An 18,272-nucleotide genomic window follows, 5' to 3' on the forward strand; every position below is an offset into this window, starting at 1 on the left:
TTGCATTTCTGTGCCTTTTCATCATTTCAATCTTAAATTGGACTTTTTTTACTTGGGTTGTACTTAATCTATGAGGAAGACAAGACAAAGAATATCAATCAAGTAAAGTCACAAAGTCACATTAGCTCCGAGCAACCATTGCAAATTGAGGTACTCATACAATGATTAAAACATTTCTCTCTGCCCTTTCCCTCATTCTCTTTGCTATCCCTATCATAGCTTATTCTTTTTTCCCATCTTCTAATTTTAACATTTGGCTATCTACCAGACCTATCTTGGCACAGATTTATGCCTTCCCCTTAGCTACTGCAACTATGGCTTCTATTTTCAGTTTCGTATTTTTTCCCCTATCTTTTTACAAGAAAAATAAACAAATACGGTTTTATTCTAGCATCTTGCTCTTACTATCGTTCATATTACTATTATTCGGAACAGATAAAACCCTTTCTTCCGCATCAAATAAGACTAAAACCTTAAAATTAGTAACTTGGAACGTCGCTAATCAAATAGAAGCACAACATATTGAGCGAATTTTTAGCCATTTTGATGCCGATATGGCTATATTCCCTGAACTAGCTACCAATATCAGAGGTGAGCAAGAAAACCAGAGAATCAAACTATTGTTTCATCAAGTTGGACTTTCTATGGCCAACTATGATATTTTTACTTCTCCACCTACTGACAGTGGAATAGCTCCTGTGACTGTGATTGTCAAGAAAAGTTATGGTTTCTATACAGAAGCTGAAACTTTCCATACAACACGGTTCGGGACAATTCTATTACATTCGAGAAAACAAAATATACCAGATATCATTGCTTTGCATACTGCTCCTCCTCTGCCAGGTTTAATGGAAATCTGGAAGCAAGACTTAAACATCATTCATAATCAACTGGCTTCAAAATATCCAAAGGCTATTATTGCAGGTGATTTTAATGCAACTATGCGTCATGGAGCACTTGCAAAAATAAGCTCTCATAGGGACGCATTAAATGCACTGCCACCTTTTGAAAGAGGAACTTGGAATAGCCAAAGTCCAAAACTTTTTAATGCAACAATAGATCATATTTTATTGCCTAAAAACCACTACTATGTTAAAAATTTAGACATTGTAAGTTTTCAAAACTCTGATCATAGATGTATTTTTACAGAAATCACATTTTAATTATTTTATACTCTTCGACAATCTCTTCAAACCACGTCAGCGTCGACTTACCTTAGACATATGGTTACTGACTTCGTCAGTCTTATCTACAACCTCAAAACAGTGTTTTGAGCAACCTACGGCTAGCTTCCTAGTTTGCTTTTTGATTTTCATTGAGTATTATATAAAATCACCCCTCTAGTGTTCATAAACTAGAGGGGGAATTTGTATCCTACTATCGTTTAACGCACTTCTGCATTGACTTTTTCTTCGAGAGAAGCTTGGATTTTTTCCATATAGCGTGCGACTTCTTCGTCCGTTAAGCTATCTTCTGGATTTTGGAAGGTCAAGCTATAAGCCATTGACTTCATACCAAGTCCCAATTTTTCGCCTGAGAAGACGTCAAAGAGTTTGATATCTGTCAAACGTTTCACGCCGGCAGCTTGGATAGCGTCCACAACTTCTTGGTGAGTCACTTCTGCCCTAAGGAGAAGGGCAACGTCACGGCTGACTGCTGGGAATTTAGTAATTTCTACAAATGGAGTAGCTGGTTGAAGCGCAGTTTCGATGGCTGAAAGGTTGAGCTCAGCCACATACGTTTCTGGAATATCGTAAGCCTTAGCAGTGACTGGATGCACTTGGCCAAGGAAACCAAGAACTTGGTCACCGAGTGAAATCATAGCTGTACGACCTGGGTGAAGGCTAGCGATTTCAGATGTTGCCGTATAGGTTACTTGGAGTCCCAAACGAGAAAATAGCGCTTCAAGGATTCCCTTAGCATAGAAGAAATCAACTGGAACTGCTGCTGTTTGGAAATCTTTTTCTGCAACCAAGCCTGTCAAGGCAAAGGCAAAACTGTTGATCTCATTTGGAAGTTCTTCTTTTGGATTGCCTGTTTGTTCAAAGACTTTTCCAATCTCGTAAAGAGCCAAGTTTTTATTCTTACGAGCTACGTTATAAGCCACCGTATCAAGGATACCAGAAATCATATTTTGACGGAGGACAGAACGGTCCACTGTCATTGGCCACATGAGTTCTGTAAGGTTACTTGGTTGAGCTGTAAACTCTACTGCTTTTTCAGGAGTTGTCAGAGCATAGGTAATGATTTCTGTCAAACCTGCTCCTTCAGCAATGGTACGAATTTGACGGCGAAGTTTTTGTGTCGCAGTCAATTCACCAGCTGTACCGTCATCTTTTGGAAGACTGGTTGGCAAGCGGTCATATCCATAGATACGAGCGATTTCTTCAAAGAGGTCTGCCTCGATAGTGATATCCCAACGACGACGTGGGACGCTGACTGTAAAGCTATCTGCATTTCCAGAAAGGCCAAAGCCAAGACGACGGAAGACATCTTCTACATCAGCGTATGAAAGCTCAGTTCCGAGGACACGGTTAACGTCTGCAAGAGTTGAAGAAACTTCCACATCAGAGGTATCAAGCTCACCCGCTGAAACGATACCCTTACGCACCGTCGCACCTGCAAGTTCTGCAATCATGCTAGCTGCCGCATCAAGGGCTTCGTTAACAGTTGACACATTGATACCTTTTTCAAAGCGAGAAGATGATTCAGAACGAAGATTGAGACGACCGCTAGTCTTACGGATAGATTTTCCATTGAAGACTGCAGCTTCAAGGACGACACGACTAGAGTTTTCAGAGATTTCTGTTGCTTGACCACCCATAACACCTGCAAGGGCTACTGGCTTGTCAGCGACAGTGATGACTAGGTCATTCACGTCCAAGTCACGTTCTTCACCATCTAAAGTCACCAATTTTTCACCAGCACGCGCTTCACGCACACGGATGTCAGTCCCTTCAAAGGTGTCCAAGTCAAAAGCATGCATAGGTTGACCAAAGTAGAGCAGGATGTAGTTGGTCACGTCCACTACGTTATTGATTGGGCGGATTCCTTCATTCATAAGAAGATTTTGCAACCATTGCGGACTTGGTGCGATAGTCACATTGTCCAAGATACGAGCCGCATAGTAAGGTGCCTTGTCTGTTTCAATACCTACAGAAAGGGCATCTGCTGCAGATTCATTAGTTTCTGTTAGAGTAAATTCTTTAAAGTTGACTGTCTTGTCATAGATGGCTGCCACTTCATGAGCCACCCCACGCATAGAAAGGGCATCTGCACGGTTTGGTGTGATAGAAAGTTCGATGATTTCATCATCCAAGTCTAGATATGAGAAGACTTCCTCACCTGGAACGGCATTTTCCGGCAAGATTTGGATGCCATCTGCGAATTCCTTAGGTACAACTGAGTCAGAAAGTCCCAATTCACCAAGCGAACAAATCATCCCAAGTGACTCAAGACCACGAATTTTCCCTTTTTTAATCTTGTAATTGTCAGCGATGCGAGCTCCTGGAAGAGCCACCATAACCTTGATACCAGCACGCACATTCGGTGCACCACAGACGATTTGACGAGCTTCTTCTTCACCAACGTTAACCTGACAAACATGAAGGTGAGTTTCTGGCACATCTTCGCAAGACAAGATCTCACCGACGACAATTTTTGAGAGACCAGCAGCAGGTGATTCTACACCTTCTACCTCGATCCCTGTAGTTGACATTTTTTCAGCCAACTCTTGTGATGGCACATCAATGTCCACCAATTCTTTTAACCATTTATAAGATACAAGCATAATTTAGTTCTCCAGAATGACAGTTGCCACTCTGGTTCTTTTCCTTTCCTATCATTTCAATAGAAGAATCATCTTCTTACCTTAATTTCTTTTTCAGTAACCAATCCGTATCTACTTTTTGACCAACCATAAAATGATGTTGACCAAATTTTTCAAAACCATATCGATTATAAAATGCTTGAGCTTTTGTATTATGCTCCCAAACACCTAGCCAAGCCCAAGAAAAACTATTTTTTGTAGCAAGTTCAAGAGCGAATTCAAACAGTTGCTTACCTAGTCCAAAGCCTTGGAATTTTTGTAGCACATAGAGGCGTTGAATATCAAAAGCGTCCTCTAATTCTCTCTCAGTTTGAGCACTTCCCCAGTTAACTTTGAGAAAACCGGCTATCTCCTCTTCATGCACAATGAAATAAGTTTCGGATTCTGGATTTCCCAACTCAGTTAACAAAGTTTTCAGACTATAAGCCTCTTCAAAGTATTCCTGTAACTGCTCTTCTGTATTATCATGCGCAAATGTTTCACGAAAGGTTTGTTTGGCAATTTTAGCCAACACCTCAACATCTGCCATTTCTACTTTTCTAATCATTATTTAAACTGTTCTGAGAAGCGGACATCTCCTTGGTAGAATCCACGGATATCGTTGATTCCGTAACGGAGCATAGCTACACGCTCTTGACCAAGACCAAAGGCAAATCCAGAGTAAACAGTCGCATCGATACCACTCATTTCAAGGACACGTGAGTGAACCATACCGGCCCCCATAATTTCGATCCAACCAGTTTTCTTACATACGTTACAGCCTTCTCCACCACACTTGAAGCAAGAAACATCCACCTCAACAGATGGCTCTGTGAATGGGAAGTAGGATGGACGCAAACGAATTTGACGCTCTTCACCAAACATTTTTTGCACAATCAACTGAAGGGTTCCTTGAAGATCAGCCATAGAGATATTTTTCCCAACAACCAAGCCTTCAATTTGGTGGAATTGGTGACTGTGGGTCGCATCGTCCGTATCACGACGGAAGACACGCCCTGGTGAGATCATTTTCAAAGGGCCTTTAGAGAAATCATGGGCATCCATAGCACGCGCCTGCACTGGAGACGTGTGAGTACGGAGTAAGATTTCTTCTGTGATATAGAATGTGTCCTGCATATCACGAGCTGGGTGATCTTTTGGAAGGTTCATACGTTCAAAGTTATAGTAGTCTTGCTCCACTTCAAAACCATCCACGACTTGGTAACCCATACCGATGAAGATATCTTCGATTTCCTCACTGGTTTGTGTCAAAACGTGACGGTGACCAGTCGCAACTGGACGACCTGGAAGTGTCACATCGATACTCTCACTTGCTAGTTGAGCTTCCACTTTCTTTTCTTCCAAAAGCTTAGCTGTTTCTTCAAAGGCTGCTGTCAAGACATCACGAGCTTCATTGACGTGTTTCCCAATGATTGGACGCATCTCAGCAGAAACATCTTTCATCCCTTTGAGGATTTCAGTAAGCGAACCCTTTTTACCAAGGACAGAAACACGCAAATCTTGCATCTCTTTTTCATTTTCAGCAGTAATCTGCTTCAAGCTAGCCAGCGTTTCTTCACGAAGCGCTTTTAATTGTTCTTCAATAGTTGACATAATTCCTCCATCAGTCGCTTATCAGATAAAAAGAAAACCACATGCCAAAAACTCCACTCGGAGCGTTGACACGCGGTACCATCCGTTTTCATCTGACAAGTCAGACCTTCATTTCTAAATCCATGCGCAAGTGAATTCACCCAGCTTTAATATAGAGAGCTTGCAGTCACGGCTCTCCTCCCTGATATACTTCCCTTGGGCTACTAGTCTTGCGGACTCCTATTCAATTACTACTTAGTTTATCAGATTTTTAGCATTCTTGCAAGACCTATCTCACTTCTGCTTGTTAGATGTGCTTCGAATGTGAAAATGTCATCACTCTCACTAAAGAAATGAAAATCATACATAGAAATTTTTAAAAGTTTTCTCTATCGTAAACCTGCCACTAGTTCAGAAGCTATACTAGCTGATTCCAAACGTAATATGGTCTTTTCATCTACCTTCCCTAATAATGGCATTGCACCATACCAAACAATGGTCTTGTTTACCAAAAGAATAGGCGTTACTATTTTCGATTGAGTAAAAGATACTTTAATTTTCTGGCTCTTCAACTGGTCTAGCCATGCTTTATTTGCAACCGTCTCTGGTATACATATCTCAATTTGACTAATCCTAAATTCTTTTAGAAAATTCATCAGTTTTGTCTGGTGCACATAAGGTAAAATAAGCAGACATTCCTGTCTTTCCCCTGCTAAGTCCTCTCTCAGCACATTCTCATATCTACTATCAACATAAACGAATGGTTTCTCCTCACCCTCAATGGCACGATAATCCATCTTTCGATAAGCTACTTGTCGTTTCTGAAACATCTTTTCTAAATAAGGAACATGAATATCCACATAATCGAAAATCCGTACCAAAGACTTATCCTTGTAGTTTCTATGAATCCGACCTGCATACTGAATCAAATTATTTTTCCAAGAAAAGGGTGCTGCCAAGATAAGCGTGTCTAGCTGAGGTAAGTCAAAACCTTCGCCAATGTATTTTCCAGTAGACAATAAAACAAACCCTTTATCTAACTGTTCTAACGTCTCCATTAAACTTGTTCTATCTCGGACTTTGGTTTTTCCGCTAATAATATAACAGTCATCAACCTCTTTCTCTTTCAATAACTTTTCAAAGACATCTATCTGTTGAATTCGATTGACTAGAACCAAGATATTCCGCCCTTCTGCCACTTGGGCTAGAATATCCTTGAGAATCATCTGATTCCTCACTGAGTCTATAGCAATCCAATCACTAAGCTGTATAAAATTACTTGCTTTGATCTTTTCAATCTCCAAATGACCAAAAGAAGTGAATCTTAATTGCAATTGCCGTTTAAAATCCGTCTCCCTCTTATCAGCAGTATGGAGTATCTCACCAATTCTCTGAAAAACAATAGGCTCATGACCATTCTTACGCTCAGGCGTAGCCGTCAAACCGTAAAGATACTTCCCTCTAAACTGAGCAACAACTTTTTCAAACATCAAGGCAGAGACATGATGACACTCATCCACAATCATCATCTCATACTCATCCAAAAGACTTTGACTATTTTCCAACTTAAATAGAGATTGAATCATAACAATATCAACCAGTTTACTCAGCCATTTCTTAGTCCCACCGTACTGCCCAACATAGCCTATTACCTTTTCACAGCCTGATGCCGTATAACGGGTAGCTTCTTCCTCTTCGAAAGTCAAAAAATGGTTTAAACGATCCAGCCATTGGTCTAAGAGTTGCCTATTATGAACTAGGATAATTGTTTTGGTCTTCCGTTCAGAGATGAGGGCAGCACCTAAAACGGTCTTCCCAAAACCAGTCTCCGCATGGAGTAAACCATTTTCTTTGGAAATCATATCTGACAGGGCTAACTCTTGCTCAAAAGTGAGTTCTCCCTTAAATTCCACTCTAATAGACCTTTGTACCTTTCTCCTATCTTCCACAGATACCTGCTTAAATTTATCTTGCAATGGATACAGCAAGCCTCTTGGCAGCCATAAATAATAATCGGATTCTCCAAATAAATACATTCTCTCAGGAATTTGATAGGTTGGCTGTCGCATAGCCTGCTTTACATAAAATTCGGGATTAGAAAATGAAGCCATATTTTTCAAGAAAAAAAGTGTCTTGGGTGTCACAGACGATTTTTCAAGTTGGATAGTATTAGATAAGACGATCTGCAACTCCTTGTCCAATTCTTGCTTACCTAACTCCTCTTGGATTAACAGTGCCACTTTAGCAGTTGAAATCCTCTGAATCTCTTGTAGATACCTCCATTGGTCTTCATAAGGCTGAAACTGTTCATCCACAAAGACCGTTCGCCCTTGATGGTAAGCTTCTCCTTGAAAAGGCAAGGCAATCAAATTTCCAAATCCCCCCTTAGGAAGGACATCCTGATTTGGAAACATGCGATCAAAAGAATCAAAGGACAGTTGCATACTTTCCTGCATAGCCAGTTCTAACAATTTCTTTCCAAACAAGCGAGCCTCTCGACTCGGAATCGCTTCCTCAAAGAAGAACCAAATATGGAGTCCGTGACCCGAACGAGAAATCTCTAAATGGGCTTCCATCTGGCGTTCCCTGGCTATTCTTCGAATGGTTAAACCAGCTTCTTTCCAATCTCCTTCATCAAAATCCAGTACCAAAAAATAACAGCTATCATCTAAGTGCATAGGAAAGATACCGATAGCTGTCTCCCCACGAAAATGAGATTTCAAAACGGAGTCCGTCAATGTCTGGAAACTCCGTTTTTCAGGTGATAACTGCTTCCAACCATAATTATAGGAAGGAAAATACTGAATTTTCCCTTGTTCATTGATAAAACTCTTAGCATAAACATCATAACGGCCAGCAAACACAGAGGTAAACAATTGTAATTTTTCTTGCGTCGTCAAGTGACTACTTTGAAGTTGGAACATCTCCTCGAACTGAGAGCGTTCCATCACAAACTGACTCTTGTCTTTAAGACGTTGACACAAGAAAAACTCACTATCCCCATTAAAAAAAGAAAAGACATCAAGTACTTCTACCACAATTCCATCCAAAGACACAAAAACAGCCATAAGAGTCACCTCCTTGATTCCTATAGGCTGATTATAACAAGAATAGCTGAAATTGTACACGAAAATAAAATCCCTTACTTGTTACAATAGCTTTGAAAACTTTTATTTCTTTGCTACCCAGCCGATGGCATCGCTAGGTGGATTTTCAATATCAATCCAGATAAATTCAATACCGATTTCCCCATCTTTAAACTTAGTCAAACGAATACCGTTGATTTCCAGTTCATTGAGTCGTTGACCTGTCAAGACTTCTCGTTCTTTCAACTGGAAAACTTAAGGGGAACTAATACAAATCTTCTAAGCTTCTGTATTCAATAATTTCATTTTTTATAATATTCTTTTTAAACTCAAAATGTTTTAAAGGATTATCGATTAACACTAACTTCGGAATATCGTCTAGGTTGGTGACCAAGGATAAAATAAAATCCGATTGAAACTCTTTGGCTTTTTCGAATTCTTTCGCAGTCAAACGCACACGCCCCTTAGATTTTCGGATACCTTTTACTTCGGCAAGGTAAGAATGCTCTTGAACATCTACTTGGAAATCATATCCATCACCATAAAGACGGGCATCGGTTAACTGTCCACCTTGGAATTTTTCTTCTTTATCAAAATGAAGGATAAAATAATTCTCTGCCTCCATTCCCGTTTCCTGTAGACGTTTGAATTTGGTTCGAATGATTGGCTTTTCAATAGTTGTAATACCCATTTGCTTCCCTTCACTGGCAAGTAACATTTTAACGATTTCAGCATAACTCTGAACATCTTCATTCCCAAACATCATATCAATTAAATCTTTACGAAAACGGTAAACTTCAGCTTTCTGCCACCAACCTTTTCGATTATTGTCAAAATAAGGATCAAACAAATCCATTCTATTTTTTACAACTCCAGTTGTTTCAGCAATTCCCAGAGAAACCACATAGCGATAAAACTCCGACTTGCTAGAACATTGAAACTCTTTTATAAAAAGCTTGTCAAACTTGGCAAGACCGTAGCCAATTAAATTTAACAATTCATAATGAGGGTGTTTGGACATCACTTTCTCCATCAATAGATATTGATTTCATTATACCAAAAAACACGGCTCATCACCGTGTTTCTGTGTTTATTTCACCAACTTCTTCATCTCATCAATACGTGCTACGGTCGCATCATATTTCGCTTGGTAGTCAGCTTGTTTGTCGCGTTCTTTTTGGACGACTTCTGGTTTGGCATTGGCTACGAAGCGTTCGTTAGAGAGCTTCTTGCCTACCATGTCCAGTTCTTTTTGCCATTTAGCCAGTTCCTTGTCGAGACGAGCTAGTTCTTCTTCGACATTTAGGAGATCTGCGAGTGGCAGGTAGATTTCTGCTCCTGTGATGACACTTGACATAGCGAGTTCAGGTGCAAGGATATTTGATGCAATTTCCAGGTGTTCTGGATTTGTGAAGCGTTTGATGTAGTTGACATTGCTGTTAAAGAAGGCTTCCAAGTCGCTATCGCTTGTCTTAACAAGGATTGTAATCGGCTTGCTTGGAGCAACGTTTACTTCCGCACGCGCATTACGAACGGCACGGATCAAGTCTTTGAGGCTTTCCACACCAGTGTGGGCTACAAGGTCTTCAAAGGCTGGGTTGACAGTTGGGTATGCAGCTGTAACAATAGAGCCTTCTGAGATTTGTCCAAAGATTTCCTCTGTCACAAATGGCATGATTGGGTGAAGGAGACGAAGGATCTTGTCCAAAGTATAAAGGAGAACAGAACGTGTGATGACTTTCTCTTCTTCATTGTCGCTATAAAGGACTTCCTTGGTCAACTCAACGTACCAGTCCGCAAACTCATCCCAGATGAAGTTGTAGAGTATGTGTCCAGCCACACCAAACTCAAACTTGTCAAAGTTGGCAGTAGCTTTTCCGATGGTTTCATTGAGGTTGTGGAGAATCCAGTGGTCTGTGACATTACCAGCTTCCTTGTTGACAACTTTTTCAACATTGGCAGTTGCTTGCTCGAGGGTCAAACCTTCATTGTTCATGAGGATATAACGAGAGATGTTCCAAATCTTGTTAATGAAGTTCCATGAAGCATCCATTTTCTCGTAAGAGAAGCGGACGTCTTGTCCTGGTGCAGAACCGTTTGAAAGGAACCAACGAAGGGCATCGGCACCGTATTTCTCGATGACATCCATTGGGTCAATCCCGTTACCGAGAGATTTAGACATCTTGCGTCCTTGCTCATCACGAATGAGACCGTGAATCAGAACGTTTTGGAATGGCTGACGACCAGTGAATTCCAAGGATTGGAAGATCATACGAGACACCCAGAAGAAGATGATGTCGTAACCTGTTACCAAGGTTGAAGTTGGGAAGTAACGTTTGAAGTCTTCTGAGTCGACATCAGGCCAGCCCATGGTTGAGAATGGCCAGAGAGCAGAACTGAACCAAGTATCCAAGACGTCTTCATCTTGTGTCCATCCGTCACCTTCTGGAGCTTCTTCACCGACATACATTTCACCCTCAGCATTGTACCAAGCAGGGATTTGGTGACCCCACCAGAGCTGACGAGAGATTACCCAGTCGTGGACATTTTCCATCCATTGAAGGAAGGTATCGTTGAAACGTGGCGGGTAGAATTCTACCTTGTCTTCTGTATCTTGGTTGGCAATAGCATTTTTCGCCAATTGGTCCATCTTAACGAACCATTGAGTAGACAAGCGTGGTTCAACCACAACACCTGTACGCTCTGAGTGACCAACACTGTGGACACGTTTTTCGATTTTAACGAGGGCACCGATTTCTTCCAACTTAGCAACGACTGCCTTACGAGCTTCAAAACGATCCATACCTGCAAATTCAAAGGCCAATTCATTCATAGTTCCATCATCGTTCATGACGTTGACTTGCGGCAAGTTATGACGTTGACCAACCAAGAAGTCGTTTGGATCGTGGGCAGGCGTAATTTTTACAACACCCGTACCAAATTCAGGGTCTGCGTGCTCATCCCCAACGATTGGGATGAGTTTATTAGCGATTGGAAGGATGACATTTTTACCGATCAAATCCTTGTAGCGTGGGTCTTCTGGGTTGACCGCAACGGCAACGTCCCCAAACATAGTCTCAGGACGAGTTGTTGCCACTTCAAGGGCGCGTGAGCCGTCTTCTAGCATGTAGTTCATGTGGTAGAAGGCACCTTCGACATCCTTGTGAATCACCTCGATATCAGAAAGGGCTGTGCGAGCAGCTGGGTCCCAGTTGATGATAAACTCACCACGGTAGATCCAGCCTTTCTTGTAAAGGTCCACAAAGACCTTACGAACAGCTTTTGACAAACCTTCGTCAAGAGTGAAACGCTCACGAGAGTAGTCTACAGAGAGCCCCATCTTGCCCCATTGTTCCTTAATAGTAGTGGCATATTCGTCTTTCCATTCCCAGACCTTCGTCAAGAAAGATTCACGACCTAGGTCATAACGTGTAATGCCCTCTCCACGCAAGCGCTCCTCAACCTTAGCCTGAGTGGCAATCCCAGCGTGGTCCATCCCCGGAAGCCAAAGGGTATCAAAACCTTGCATGCGTTTTTGACGGATGATGATATCTTGCAAAGTCGTATCCCAAGCGTGACCAAGGTGAAGTTTCCCAGTTACGTTTGGTGGCGGAATAACGATAGAATAAGGCTTAGCCTTTTGATCGCCTGAAGGCTTGAAAACATCGGCATCAAGCCATTTTTGGTAACGACCAGCCTCAACCTCGGCTGGATTGTATTTAGGTGAAAGTTCTTTAGACATGTGTTTGTCCTTTCTCTATTTTGTTCATTTTATTTTGAATTTGTTTAGCAGCTTCTTCTGCTGATAAATTCGTATTATTTATTTTAAAGTAGTGGTGTAGCTCATTCGGTTGATGTTGGGAATTTAATTGAAGTGTTTCAGTGATTTCTAAAATTTCTCTTTCAGATACCTCAATATGTCGTTTTAAGGGTTTGTGCTTTAATCGATTCTCCGTTCGATTTCGATGTAAGCGCTCCTCAAGACTTGTTTCCAACTCCACAAACAGAATCTCTTGATGATAGTCATTCAACAAATCCTGAATTTGCTGCAAATACAGCAGCTGGTACTGATTTGAAAAATCAATTACGTCAGTTAAAATTACTGATCGCTGATTTCTTGCACTTGCTCCAAGGAAAGAAAAGGTGATTCCACGAACAAATTCCCACATTTCCTCTGTAAAGTCCTGATAGATTTCTAATGCAAAATCGATGGCTTGATGGTTATAAAAGAGGGTAGCATCTGTCAGTCGAGATAACTCTTGACCAATCGTCATTTTCCCAGAAGCCGGAGCCCCAATGATGAAAAGATGCATCAAATCACCTCCCACTCACTTCTCAGCAAACCATATATCAGACTGTCACAGCGGTTTTCTTGAACATCTTTACGGTCTCGGATACAAGCTTCGAGGGTAAAGCCAAGCTTTTCCGCGACTCGTTGACTTTGGACATTATAACCAAAACAAGTTAGTTCAATCTTGTGAAGACCCAAATCTTTAAAACCTAAGTCAATCAAGGCACGCGCTGCTTCTGGCACATAACCGCGTCCCCAATCGTCTGGGTGTAAGGTATAGCCAATTTCCAGTACATCATCTTCATGACGATGGTTGAAATCAACAGAGCCGATAACTTTATCAGTCCCTTTGACGACAATTCCATAGCCTGCTGGGAGATTATCCTTTTCATTGCGCTCCGGAAGAATGTGCTCCAGATAATAAATCTCATCTTCCAAGGTCTTGACGGGTAGAAAGCCTGCTGGGTAAGAGACTTCCGGACGACTAGCATAGTCAAAGATATCCTCAGCATCCGCCACAGTACGGACTCGTAAAACGAGACGTTCTGTTTCCAAGCGTTCTGGCAGTTCAGTTCTTGCCATCCTTTTTCCTCGCTTTCTTAATGAAGCTCCCCTTAATATCTACACGCTTGTCCAGATAACGATAGACGCGCTGGTGACCATCCCCCATAAAGTAAATCGGCGCAAAACGGTCATTTTTAAAATGTCCCTTTTCATCCAAAAGTTCTGGGTCAACAAGTCGCTCAACAATCTTAGCGAAAATATGACAAATTCCCTCTTTCTCAACAATCCTATCTACCTGACAATCCAAAACGACTGGACAATCCTCTAAAATCGGTGCCTGAGTTCGTTCAGAAATTTCATAATGCACTCCCAAACGTTCCAATTTCTCTCGATGACTGATAAAACCAGCCTGCTCCATCTCGAGCATGAGATTTTCATCAGGAATATTCACAGTAAACTTCTGGTAATGCTTGATTTGCTCAGTCGCATTTTCTTTAGCACCAACACCGATGACTAGCCAATCTCCCAAGCTACAAGAAGAGCTACAGGTCGTAATATTGTGTCCAAAATTCTGATCCTGATACCCCAAAATGAAGATAGGAAAACCATAATAGAGTTTACTTGTTTTAAAAGATTGCTTCATAACAACCTCCTTTGACTAAGGCGCAAAAGAAAAGCCCTGCCATCTACATGACAGGGACGAATGTATTTATCCGCGGTACCACCCAATTTCGGGCAGTTGCCCGCAACTCTCGTCTTTAAAACAAAAAGACACTTTTATTTCAATTTTTCATCCATCAGCAACCAGTTTTGACACATTTGTGGACTTCTCAGCGCCGCCACTTTCTGTAAAATGTGGGATTCAAAACACCTCTAATGGCTCTATTGTAGCAAGATTTTTTCGGAAATGCAAGGCACAAGAAAAATTACTTGAACTTGATGCCATTTTCTTTCAATTTCTTGATTGTAGCTGGGCCGATTCCTTTCAAGGCAAGGAGTTCTTTTTCAGTCCAGTTTTTAAAATCTGACGCAGACTTGATGCCTTCATCATAGAAAGTTTTGGCACGGTCAAGTGGAAGTCCACCCAAGTTTGCTGCAAAATCTTCTACAGAATTGGCTACTTTTTGAGCTTGCTCTTTGGTAGCTTCTACTGCTTGTTCAACTTTTTTAGAAACAGCCTTACCAGCTTGGCTCGCTGACTGCTCAGCACGTTTTACGACTTTTTTTGTCTCTTCTACAACCTTAGTCACAGTACTTGAAAAAGCACCTGCACGACGGAGGCTATTTCGTAATTGTTTTTTACGATTGAGTTTCTTTGACATGATAAAATCCTTTCAATAAAAAATCCCTGCTCTGACAAGGATTTAATATAAATATTCTATCAAGATTTTAGTAAAAAATCAAGAATCTTTCTCGTTTAATAATTCCGCTCACCAAACAAGCCTTCTGGTAAATCATGGAATCCCTTGCCTGCCTTGAAGTTTTCAAACTTACCAAGCAAGAACTGATAAGCATCCAAGCGGCTCTCATAACGAATCATGGCATCTTTGGCACGCTCGTCCTGGTCTTCTTCGTAAACTTTTTGACTTTCCTTGTGCGCCATGTCGTTGATCATGATTTGGGTATTGACCCAGGCTTCAAATTCCTTCATAAATTCTTGTTCGTAACTCATTGCTTCTCCTTATTCTAATCCACGGAAATAGTCCGTGTCAATCTCACGGTAGGGTTGAATATCCTGAACGTACTCCAACACACCTTGGAATTCCCCATCTTCATCGTGCACTGCAGCGTAGGTGATGTGGACAAACTTACCTCGCGACTCAGACTTGAACCACATTTCATACTTGTCTTTGCTTCCCTCACGAAGCCCCTTCATGATAGTCTTGACCTTGTCCAAGTACTTAGGCGGATGGCAGAGTTCAACATTGCGTCCGACTTGGGACGGCGTCCGTTTGAAAATCATCTCATCAGCTGGCGTATTGTCATTGTAATACTGGAAAATATCATCTTTATTGACAAAGGTAATCTCCATAGGAAGATGATTGAGGATGAGGTTGGCCTGCTCGACTGAGAGATAGCCATTCCCAAAAACCTGTTGACTACGGCGGTCCAGCACTGCTTCCTTTTCCTTAGGGGTAAAGGTAATGGTAAACTGACCTTCTGGCGTATCAATAACCTGCTGAACTTGACCCTCTGCCGTATCTAGCTGTACAGGCTCCTCTTCACTCTTTTCCTCAACAAAACTCTGGCGTTCTGGCACCCATTTCTCAGACGGACGGATGATAGCATAACCATAGGCATCGCTCTCCTCCGCAATCTGAAGCCAGTCATCTTGAGTAAAGGACTCGAGGAGAATCATGAGAAGGATGGACTCTTCCTTGAAAATCATACTTTCAAACTCTGTCGCAAAGGCTTCAAAAGCTTCTTTTACGCTGCTAATTGACACTTCTGGTAGTGACTTGGCTGTCGCTAAAGCTGTTTGAAAAAGTTCCCTGATCTGGTCATCCACTCCCCACATGACCTTAGGAGGTGAATCGTGACCATAGCGCTCCATGATGGGGAAAAATAGCTCTTCCTTACGCTGGTAGTGGATGTCAAATTGACCGACAAGGCCCATCTGTCGAACCAAGCCCTTACGCATCTCCGCAAGCATTTCCTCGTCTTCCATGGTCTCATAGGTATCTAACAATCTCCGAATACGAATCAAGGCAGCACGGAGGGCCAGATTTTCATCCTTGAAGACACGAACTGGGTGACCTGGGTGCTCGGTATCTGAAACTTCGACATCCTTAACAGCATTTTTAAAAAGATTAGCATGGACATCACAGAGTTCCATGACATCTTCAAAGGTGACACCTGAGTCTGAGTTCATCAGCTCGTGCTCCATGAGGGAAATCTCTATGGCTGAGACACCCGCAAAGGTCGCATCAAAACGCTCCTGAACCGACTCAGGAGAGGCGCCATTATGCAATTCTAACAAAATATCCCGTAGGACATGAATCCGTTCATCTGCCATTAGTCTAATCCAATCACTTCGTAGCCATTCGCTTCCAGCGTACGGACTATCTTGTCCATAGGAGTTCCTTCCAACTTAGAACCCTGTTTGAGCGATACTTTACGCCCAACAGTATTGCGCATCAAGGGATTAGCAAGGGGTTTAAATCCCAGCTCAACTAGGATTTCCAAGACTTCTGGATTCTTGTCCACCACTTCTGCAACGGGAATTGACACATCGATGATATTGTCCATGACGACCTCCATTGTATGTTCTAAAATGATTTTACTGCTTATATTATACCACAAGGAAAGAGATTAAAAAACTAGCAGTACAAGACTTGCTAGTTCTCTGCGACTTGGATTAGCATCTAAATAAGCTTAAAGAGCCAATCCAATATTTTAAATAATAGCTTGTAAAACAGCAATTGGACTGCAAAAGAGATGATCATCCAAAAGAATTTCAAAATCCCAATAATCGGTTTGATAAAAAGAATAGCAAGAAGACCCAAAAAAATTTCATTCTCTCTCCTCTGGCTTGATGAGCTACCGAGCCGTATCCATTAACTTGTCTGCAATAAAAAGTTTTCCCAGACCGACAACGGCGTGGTCATCTTTCTTTATCGTTTTCATGACTTTTACACCTTGCACGGTCAAAAAGTAATTCCCATAAGTTTTAGCTAGAATTTTTATGAGTCCCATATTACTCTCCTTCGATGATTTCAGCCTCTTTTCGGATTGTTTCAACATCTTCTTGATATTGAACTTCACTATAGTTGACTAGCTTGGATAATTCTTTCTGCAAGCTTTCACCCATCGGTTTCATAGTTGCAAAGGTTAAACCACCTGAAATGATACCACCCAAGATAGGAATGAATTTTCCCATTCCTTTGGCCAACCCTCCCTTGGTCAGATTCACACCAAATATTTTTAGGACTTTTTTCAAAATAGGGTACCAAAGCGTCTTTGTTAACGCTTTATTAGGTACTGTTTTCATTACCTGTTTGGCAATTGTTATACCACCTGCACGTAGCAAAGCAGCGGTTCCATTCACCCCCAACATGACGCCTAGATAAAGCAAGAGGGTATTTTGAGCATCTTCACTCAACTCATCGCGTGAAGCCCAAAGATCCTCATATCCATAAATATAACCTAATTCTTGAGCCAATTTCAGAGAGAAACCATAAAATTGAGCCACATCAGCTGGAATGGTAATTGCCATAGCAATCCCTCCTGGTAATCCTGCAACAACAGACGTTCCACTCGCCAATAATACATTGTCCCGAATACAAGCATTAGCTACACGATCTAAGATTTCTTGAGATAGAAGAGTCGTTGGACCTTGTTCCAATAAGGTAGGAATATCTTTTGGATCCAATTCTTTGGAAAACTTATCTACTAAAAATTTCGAACGATCAACCTTAACAACAGGTAGTTTCACCACTTGTTGCAATACTTGCATAGCCAACTCTTGTTCAGCCATATAAATACCTCTTTCTCTTATATCTTTATTTCATAATATCACACTATCTGAATTTTATAAAGCTTTTTAATAATCTTTAACTCTAGAAAGATTCCCTAGCATGCTTTGTAGTCATTTCCCCACTAAAAAAGAGGGTTGCCCCTCTTCTTAGTTCTTATCCAGATTGCGTAGCATTTCGTCAATCTTGTTCCCATATTCGATGGATTCGTCTTTGACGAAGGTCAAATCTGGGATTTTGTACAATTTCAAATTGCGACCAAGTTCACGTTTGATAGTACCAGTTGCTTTTTCAAGCCCGATTTGGGCTTTTTGATTATCTGAAGCAAGGTTACTCAAAATGGTGTAGTAAACCTTGGCAACAGACAAGTCACCTAGCATCTGAACATCTGTGATGGTCACGCCTTGGACACGCGGATCACGGACTTTCTTTTGCAAAATCTCATTGACTTCACGCTTGATTTCCATGCCCACACGATCCGTACGGAAATGATTTGCCATGATATTCCTTTCTCT

18 protein-coding genes are annotated in these 18,272 nt (G+C 41.4%); 1 reads left to right on the plus strand and 17 read right to left on the minus strand.

All coding sequences use genetic code 11. From position 1 onward, the window contains the following. Positions 1 to 161: 161 nt before the first annotated feature. Entirely contained in the window at positions 162 to 1,163 is a 1,002-nt protein-coding gene (locus WKI42_RS00005; protein WP_173275919.1) for an endonuclease/exonuclease/phosphatase family protein, read from the plus strand. 221 nt (positions 1,164 to 1,384) lie between these two features. On the opposite strand, the gene pheT is transcribed toward WKI42_RS00005, so the two are convergent. The 17 genes from pheT to rbfA form a co-directional block, all read right to left on the minus strand. Beyond that, the gene (gene pheT, locus WKI42_RS00010) at positions 1,385 to 3,790 is read right to left on the minus strand and encodes a phenylalanine--tRNA ligase subunit beta (protein ID WP_368080846.1); all 2,406 of its coding nucleotides are present in this window, start codon (positions 3,788 to 3,790) and stop codon (positions 1,385 to 1,387) included. 76 nt (positions 3,791 to 3,866) lie between these two features. Then, the gene (locus WKI42_RS00015) at positions 3,867 to 4,376 is read right to left on the minus strand and encodes an N-acetyltransferase (protein ID WP_368080847.1); all 510 of its coding nucleotides are present in this window, start codon (positions 4,374 to 4,376) and stop codon (positions 3,867 to 3,869) included. Continuing rightward, complete coding sequence (pheS, locus tag WKI42_RS00020) at positions 4,376 to 5,422, minus strand: phenylalanine--tRNA ligase subunit alpha (RefSeq protein WP_368080848.1); 1,047 nt, start codon at positions 5,420 to 5,422, stop codon at positions 4,376 to 4,378. The genes WKI42_RS00015 and pheS overlap by 1 nt, the downstream gene beginning before the upstream one ends. A 368-nt stretch (positions 5,423 to 5,790) precedes the next feature. Further along, complete coding sequence (locus WKI42_RS00025; RefSeq protein ID WP_368080849.1) at positions 5,791 to 8,469, minus strand: TOTE conflict system archaeo-eukaryotic primase domain-containing protein; 2,679 nt, start codon at positions 8,467 to 8,469, stop codon at positions 5,791 to 5,793. A 102-nt stretch (positions 8,470 to 8,571) separates the two neighbouring features. Continuing rightward, positions 8,572 to 8,733 carry a hypothetical protein gene (locus tag WKI42_RS00030; RefSeq protein ID WP_173307065.1) on the minus strand — a complete coding sequence of 54 codons (162 nt, stop codon included), beginning with the start codon at positions 8,731 to 8,733 and terminating at the stop codon, positions 8,572 to 8,574. A 19-nt stretch (positions 8,734 to 8,752) separates the two neighbouring features. Beyond that, positions 8,753 to 9,508 (minus strand): DUF3883 domain-containing protein, encoded by a 756-nt coding sequence (locus tag WKI42_RS00035; protein WP_164226412.1) that lies wholly within the window; start codon positions 9,506 to 9,508, stop codon positions 8,753 to 8,755. Positions 9,509 to 9,577: 69 nt separating this feature from the next. After that, positions 9,578 to 12,229 carry a valine--tRNA ligase gene (locus tag WKI42_RS00040; RefSeq protein ID WP_173307066.1) on the minus strand — a complete coding sequence of 884 codons (2,652 nt, stop codon included), beginning with the start codon at positions 12,227 to 12,229 and terminating at the stop codon, positions 9,578 to 9,580. Further along, entirely contained in the window at positions 12,222 to 12,800 is a 579-nt protein-coding gene (locus tag WKI42_RS00045) for an AAA family ATPase (RefSeq protein ID WP_173307067.1), read from the minus strand. The genes WKI42_RS00040 and WKI42_RS00045 overlap by 8 nt, the downstream gene beginning before the upstream one ends. Then, positions 12,800 to 13,360: a GNAT family N-acetyltransferase gene (locus WKI42_RS00050; protein WP_173307068.1), complete on the minus strand. Its 561-nt coding sequence runs from the start codon at positions 13,358 to 13,360 to the stop codon at positions 12,800 to 12,802. The genes WKI42_RS00045 and WKI42_RS00050 overlap by 1 nt, the downstream gene beginning before the upstream one ends. Further along, entirely contained in the window at positions 13,347 to 13,925 is a 579-nt protein-coding gene (locus WKI42_RS00055; RefSeq protein WP_368080850.1) for a flavin reductase family protein, read from the minus strand. Before WKI42_RS00055 ends, WKI42_RS00050 begins: the two co-directional genes overlap by 14 nt. A gap of 283 nt (positions 13,926 to 14,208) precedes the next feature. Continuing rightward, the gene (locus WKI42_RS00060) at positions 14,209 to 14,604 is read right to left on the minus strand and encodes a helix-hairpin-helix domain-containing protein (RefSeq protein ID WP_000038635.1); all 396 of its coding nucleotides are present in this window, start codon (positions 14,602 to 14,604) and stop codon (positions 14,209 to 14,211) included. A gap of 95 nt (positions 14,605 to 14,699) precedes the next feature. Further along, entirely contained in the window at positions 14,700 to 14,954 is a 255-nt protein-coding gene (locus WKI42_RS00065) for a DUF1912 family protein (RefSeq protein ID WP_000119707.1), read from the minus strand. A 9-nt stretch (positions 14,955 to 14,963) separates the two neighbouring features. Further along, positions 14,964 to 16,298, minus strand: coding sequence for a DUF438 domain-containing protein (locus WKI42_RS00070; RefSeq protein WP_173307070.1), 1,335 nt, complete (start codon positions 16,296 to 16,298; stop codon positions 14,964 to 14,966). Beyond that, on the minus strand, positions 16,298 to 16,531 hold the full coding sequence (locus WKI42_RS00075; RefSeq protein ID WP_173307071.1) for a DUF1858 domain-containing protein: 234 nt from the start codon (positions 16,529 to 16,531) through the stop codon (positions 16,298 to 16,300). Before WKI42_RS00075 ends, WKI42_RS00070 begins: the two co-directional genes overlap by 1 nt. 291 nt (positions 16,532 to 16,822) lie before the next feature. Then, complete coding sequence (locus WKI42_RS00080) at positions 16,823 to 16,978, minus strand: hypothetical protein (protein WP_173307072.1); 156 nt, start codon at positions 16,976 to 16,978, stop codon at positions 16,823 to 16,825. A gap of 1 nt (position 16,979) precedes the next feature. Continuing rightward, complete coding sequence (locus tag WKI42_RS00085) at positions 16,980 to 17,759, minus strand: hypothetical protein (RefSeq protein ID WP_173307073.1); 780 nt, start codon at positions 17,757 to 17,759, stop codon at positions 16,980 to 16,982. Positions 17,760 to 17,906: 147 nt separating this feature from the next. Beyond that, the gene (gene rbfA, locus WKI42_RS00090; protein ID WP_001273601.1) at positions 17,907 to 18,257 is read right to left on the minus strand and encodes a 30S ribosome-binding factor RbfA; all 351 of its coding nucleotides are present in this window, start codon (positions 18,255 to 18,257) and stop codon (positions 17,907 to 17,909) included. Positions 18,258 to 18,272 lie beyond the last annotated feature (15 nt).

Origin of the sequence: Streptococcus pseudopneumoniae, from assembly GCF_038148935.1 — a bacterium.
GTDB classification, from domain to species: Bacteria; Bacillota; Bacilli; order Lactobacillales; family Streptococcaceae; genus Streptococcus; species Streptococcus pseudopneumoniae_U.

Coding starts and splice junctions, on each gene's coding strand:
- WKI42_RS00005 (WP_173275919.1), top strand. CDS start 162: ATGATTAAAACATTTCTCTCTGCCCTTTCCCTCATTCTCTTTGCTATC.
- pheT (WP_368080846.1), bottom strand. CDS start 3,790: ATGCTTGTATCTTATAAATGGTTAAAAGAATTGGTGGACATTGATGTG.
- WKI42_RS00015 (WP_368080847.1), bottom strand. CDS start 4,376: ATGATTAGAAAAGTAGAAATGGCAGATGTTGAGGTGTTGGCTAAAATT.
- pheS (WP_368080848.1), bottom strand. CDS start 5,422: ATGTCAACTATTGAAGAACAATTAAAAGCGCTTCGTGAAGAAACGCTG.
- WKI42_RS00025 (WP_368080849.1), bottom strand. CDS start 8,469: ATGGCTGTTTTTGTGTCTTTGGATGGAATTGTGGTAGAAGTACTTGAT.
- WKI42_RS00035 (WP_164226412.1), bottom strand. CDS start 9,508: ATGTCCAAACACCCTCATTATGAATTGTTAAATTTAATTGGCTACGGT.
- WKI42_RS00040 (WP_173307066.1), bottom strand. CDS start 12,229: ATGTCTAAAGAACTTTCACCTAAATACAATCCAGCCGAGGTTGAGGCT.
- WKI42_RS00045 (WP_173307067.1), bottom strand. CDS start 12,800: ATGCATCTTTTCATCATTGGGGCTCCGGCTTCTGGGAAAATGACGATT.
- WKI42_RS00050 (WP_173307068.1), bottom strand. CDS start 13,360: ATGGCAAGAACTGAACTGCCAGAACGCTTGGAAACAGAACGTCTCGTT.
- WKI42_RS00055 (WP_368080850.1), bottom strand. CDS start 13,925: ATGAAGCAATCTTTTAAAACAAGTAAACTCTATTATGGTTTTCCTATC.
- WKI42_RS00060 (WP_000038635.1), bottom strand. CDS start 14,604: ATGTCAAAGAAACTCAATCGTAAAAAACAATTACGAAATAGCCTCCGT.
- WKI42_RS00065 (WP_000119707.1), bottom strand. CDS start 14,954: ATGAGTTACGAACAAGAATTTATGAAGGAATTTGAAGCCTGGGTCAAT.
- WKI42_RS00070 (WP_173307070.1), bottom strand. CDS start 16,298: ATGGCAGATGAACGGATTCATGTCCTACGGGATATTTTGTTAGAATTG.
- WKI42_RS00075 (WP_173307071.1), bottom strand. CDS start 16,531: ATGGACAATATCATCGATGTGTCAATTCCCGTTGCAGAAGTGGTGGAC.
- WKI42_RS00080 (WP_173307072.1), bottom strand. CDS start 16,978: ATGGGACTCATAAAAATTCTAGCTAAAACTTATGGGAATTACTTTTTG.
- WKI42_RS00085 (WP_173307073.1), bottom strand. CDS start 17,759: ATGGCTGAACAAGAGTTGGCTATGCAAGTATTGCAACAAGTGGTGAAA.
- rbfA (WP_001273601.1), bottom strand. CDS start 18,257: ATGGCAAATCATTTCCGTACGGATCGTGTGGGCATGGAAATCAAGCGT.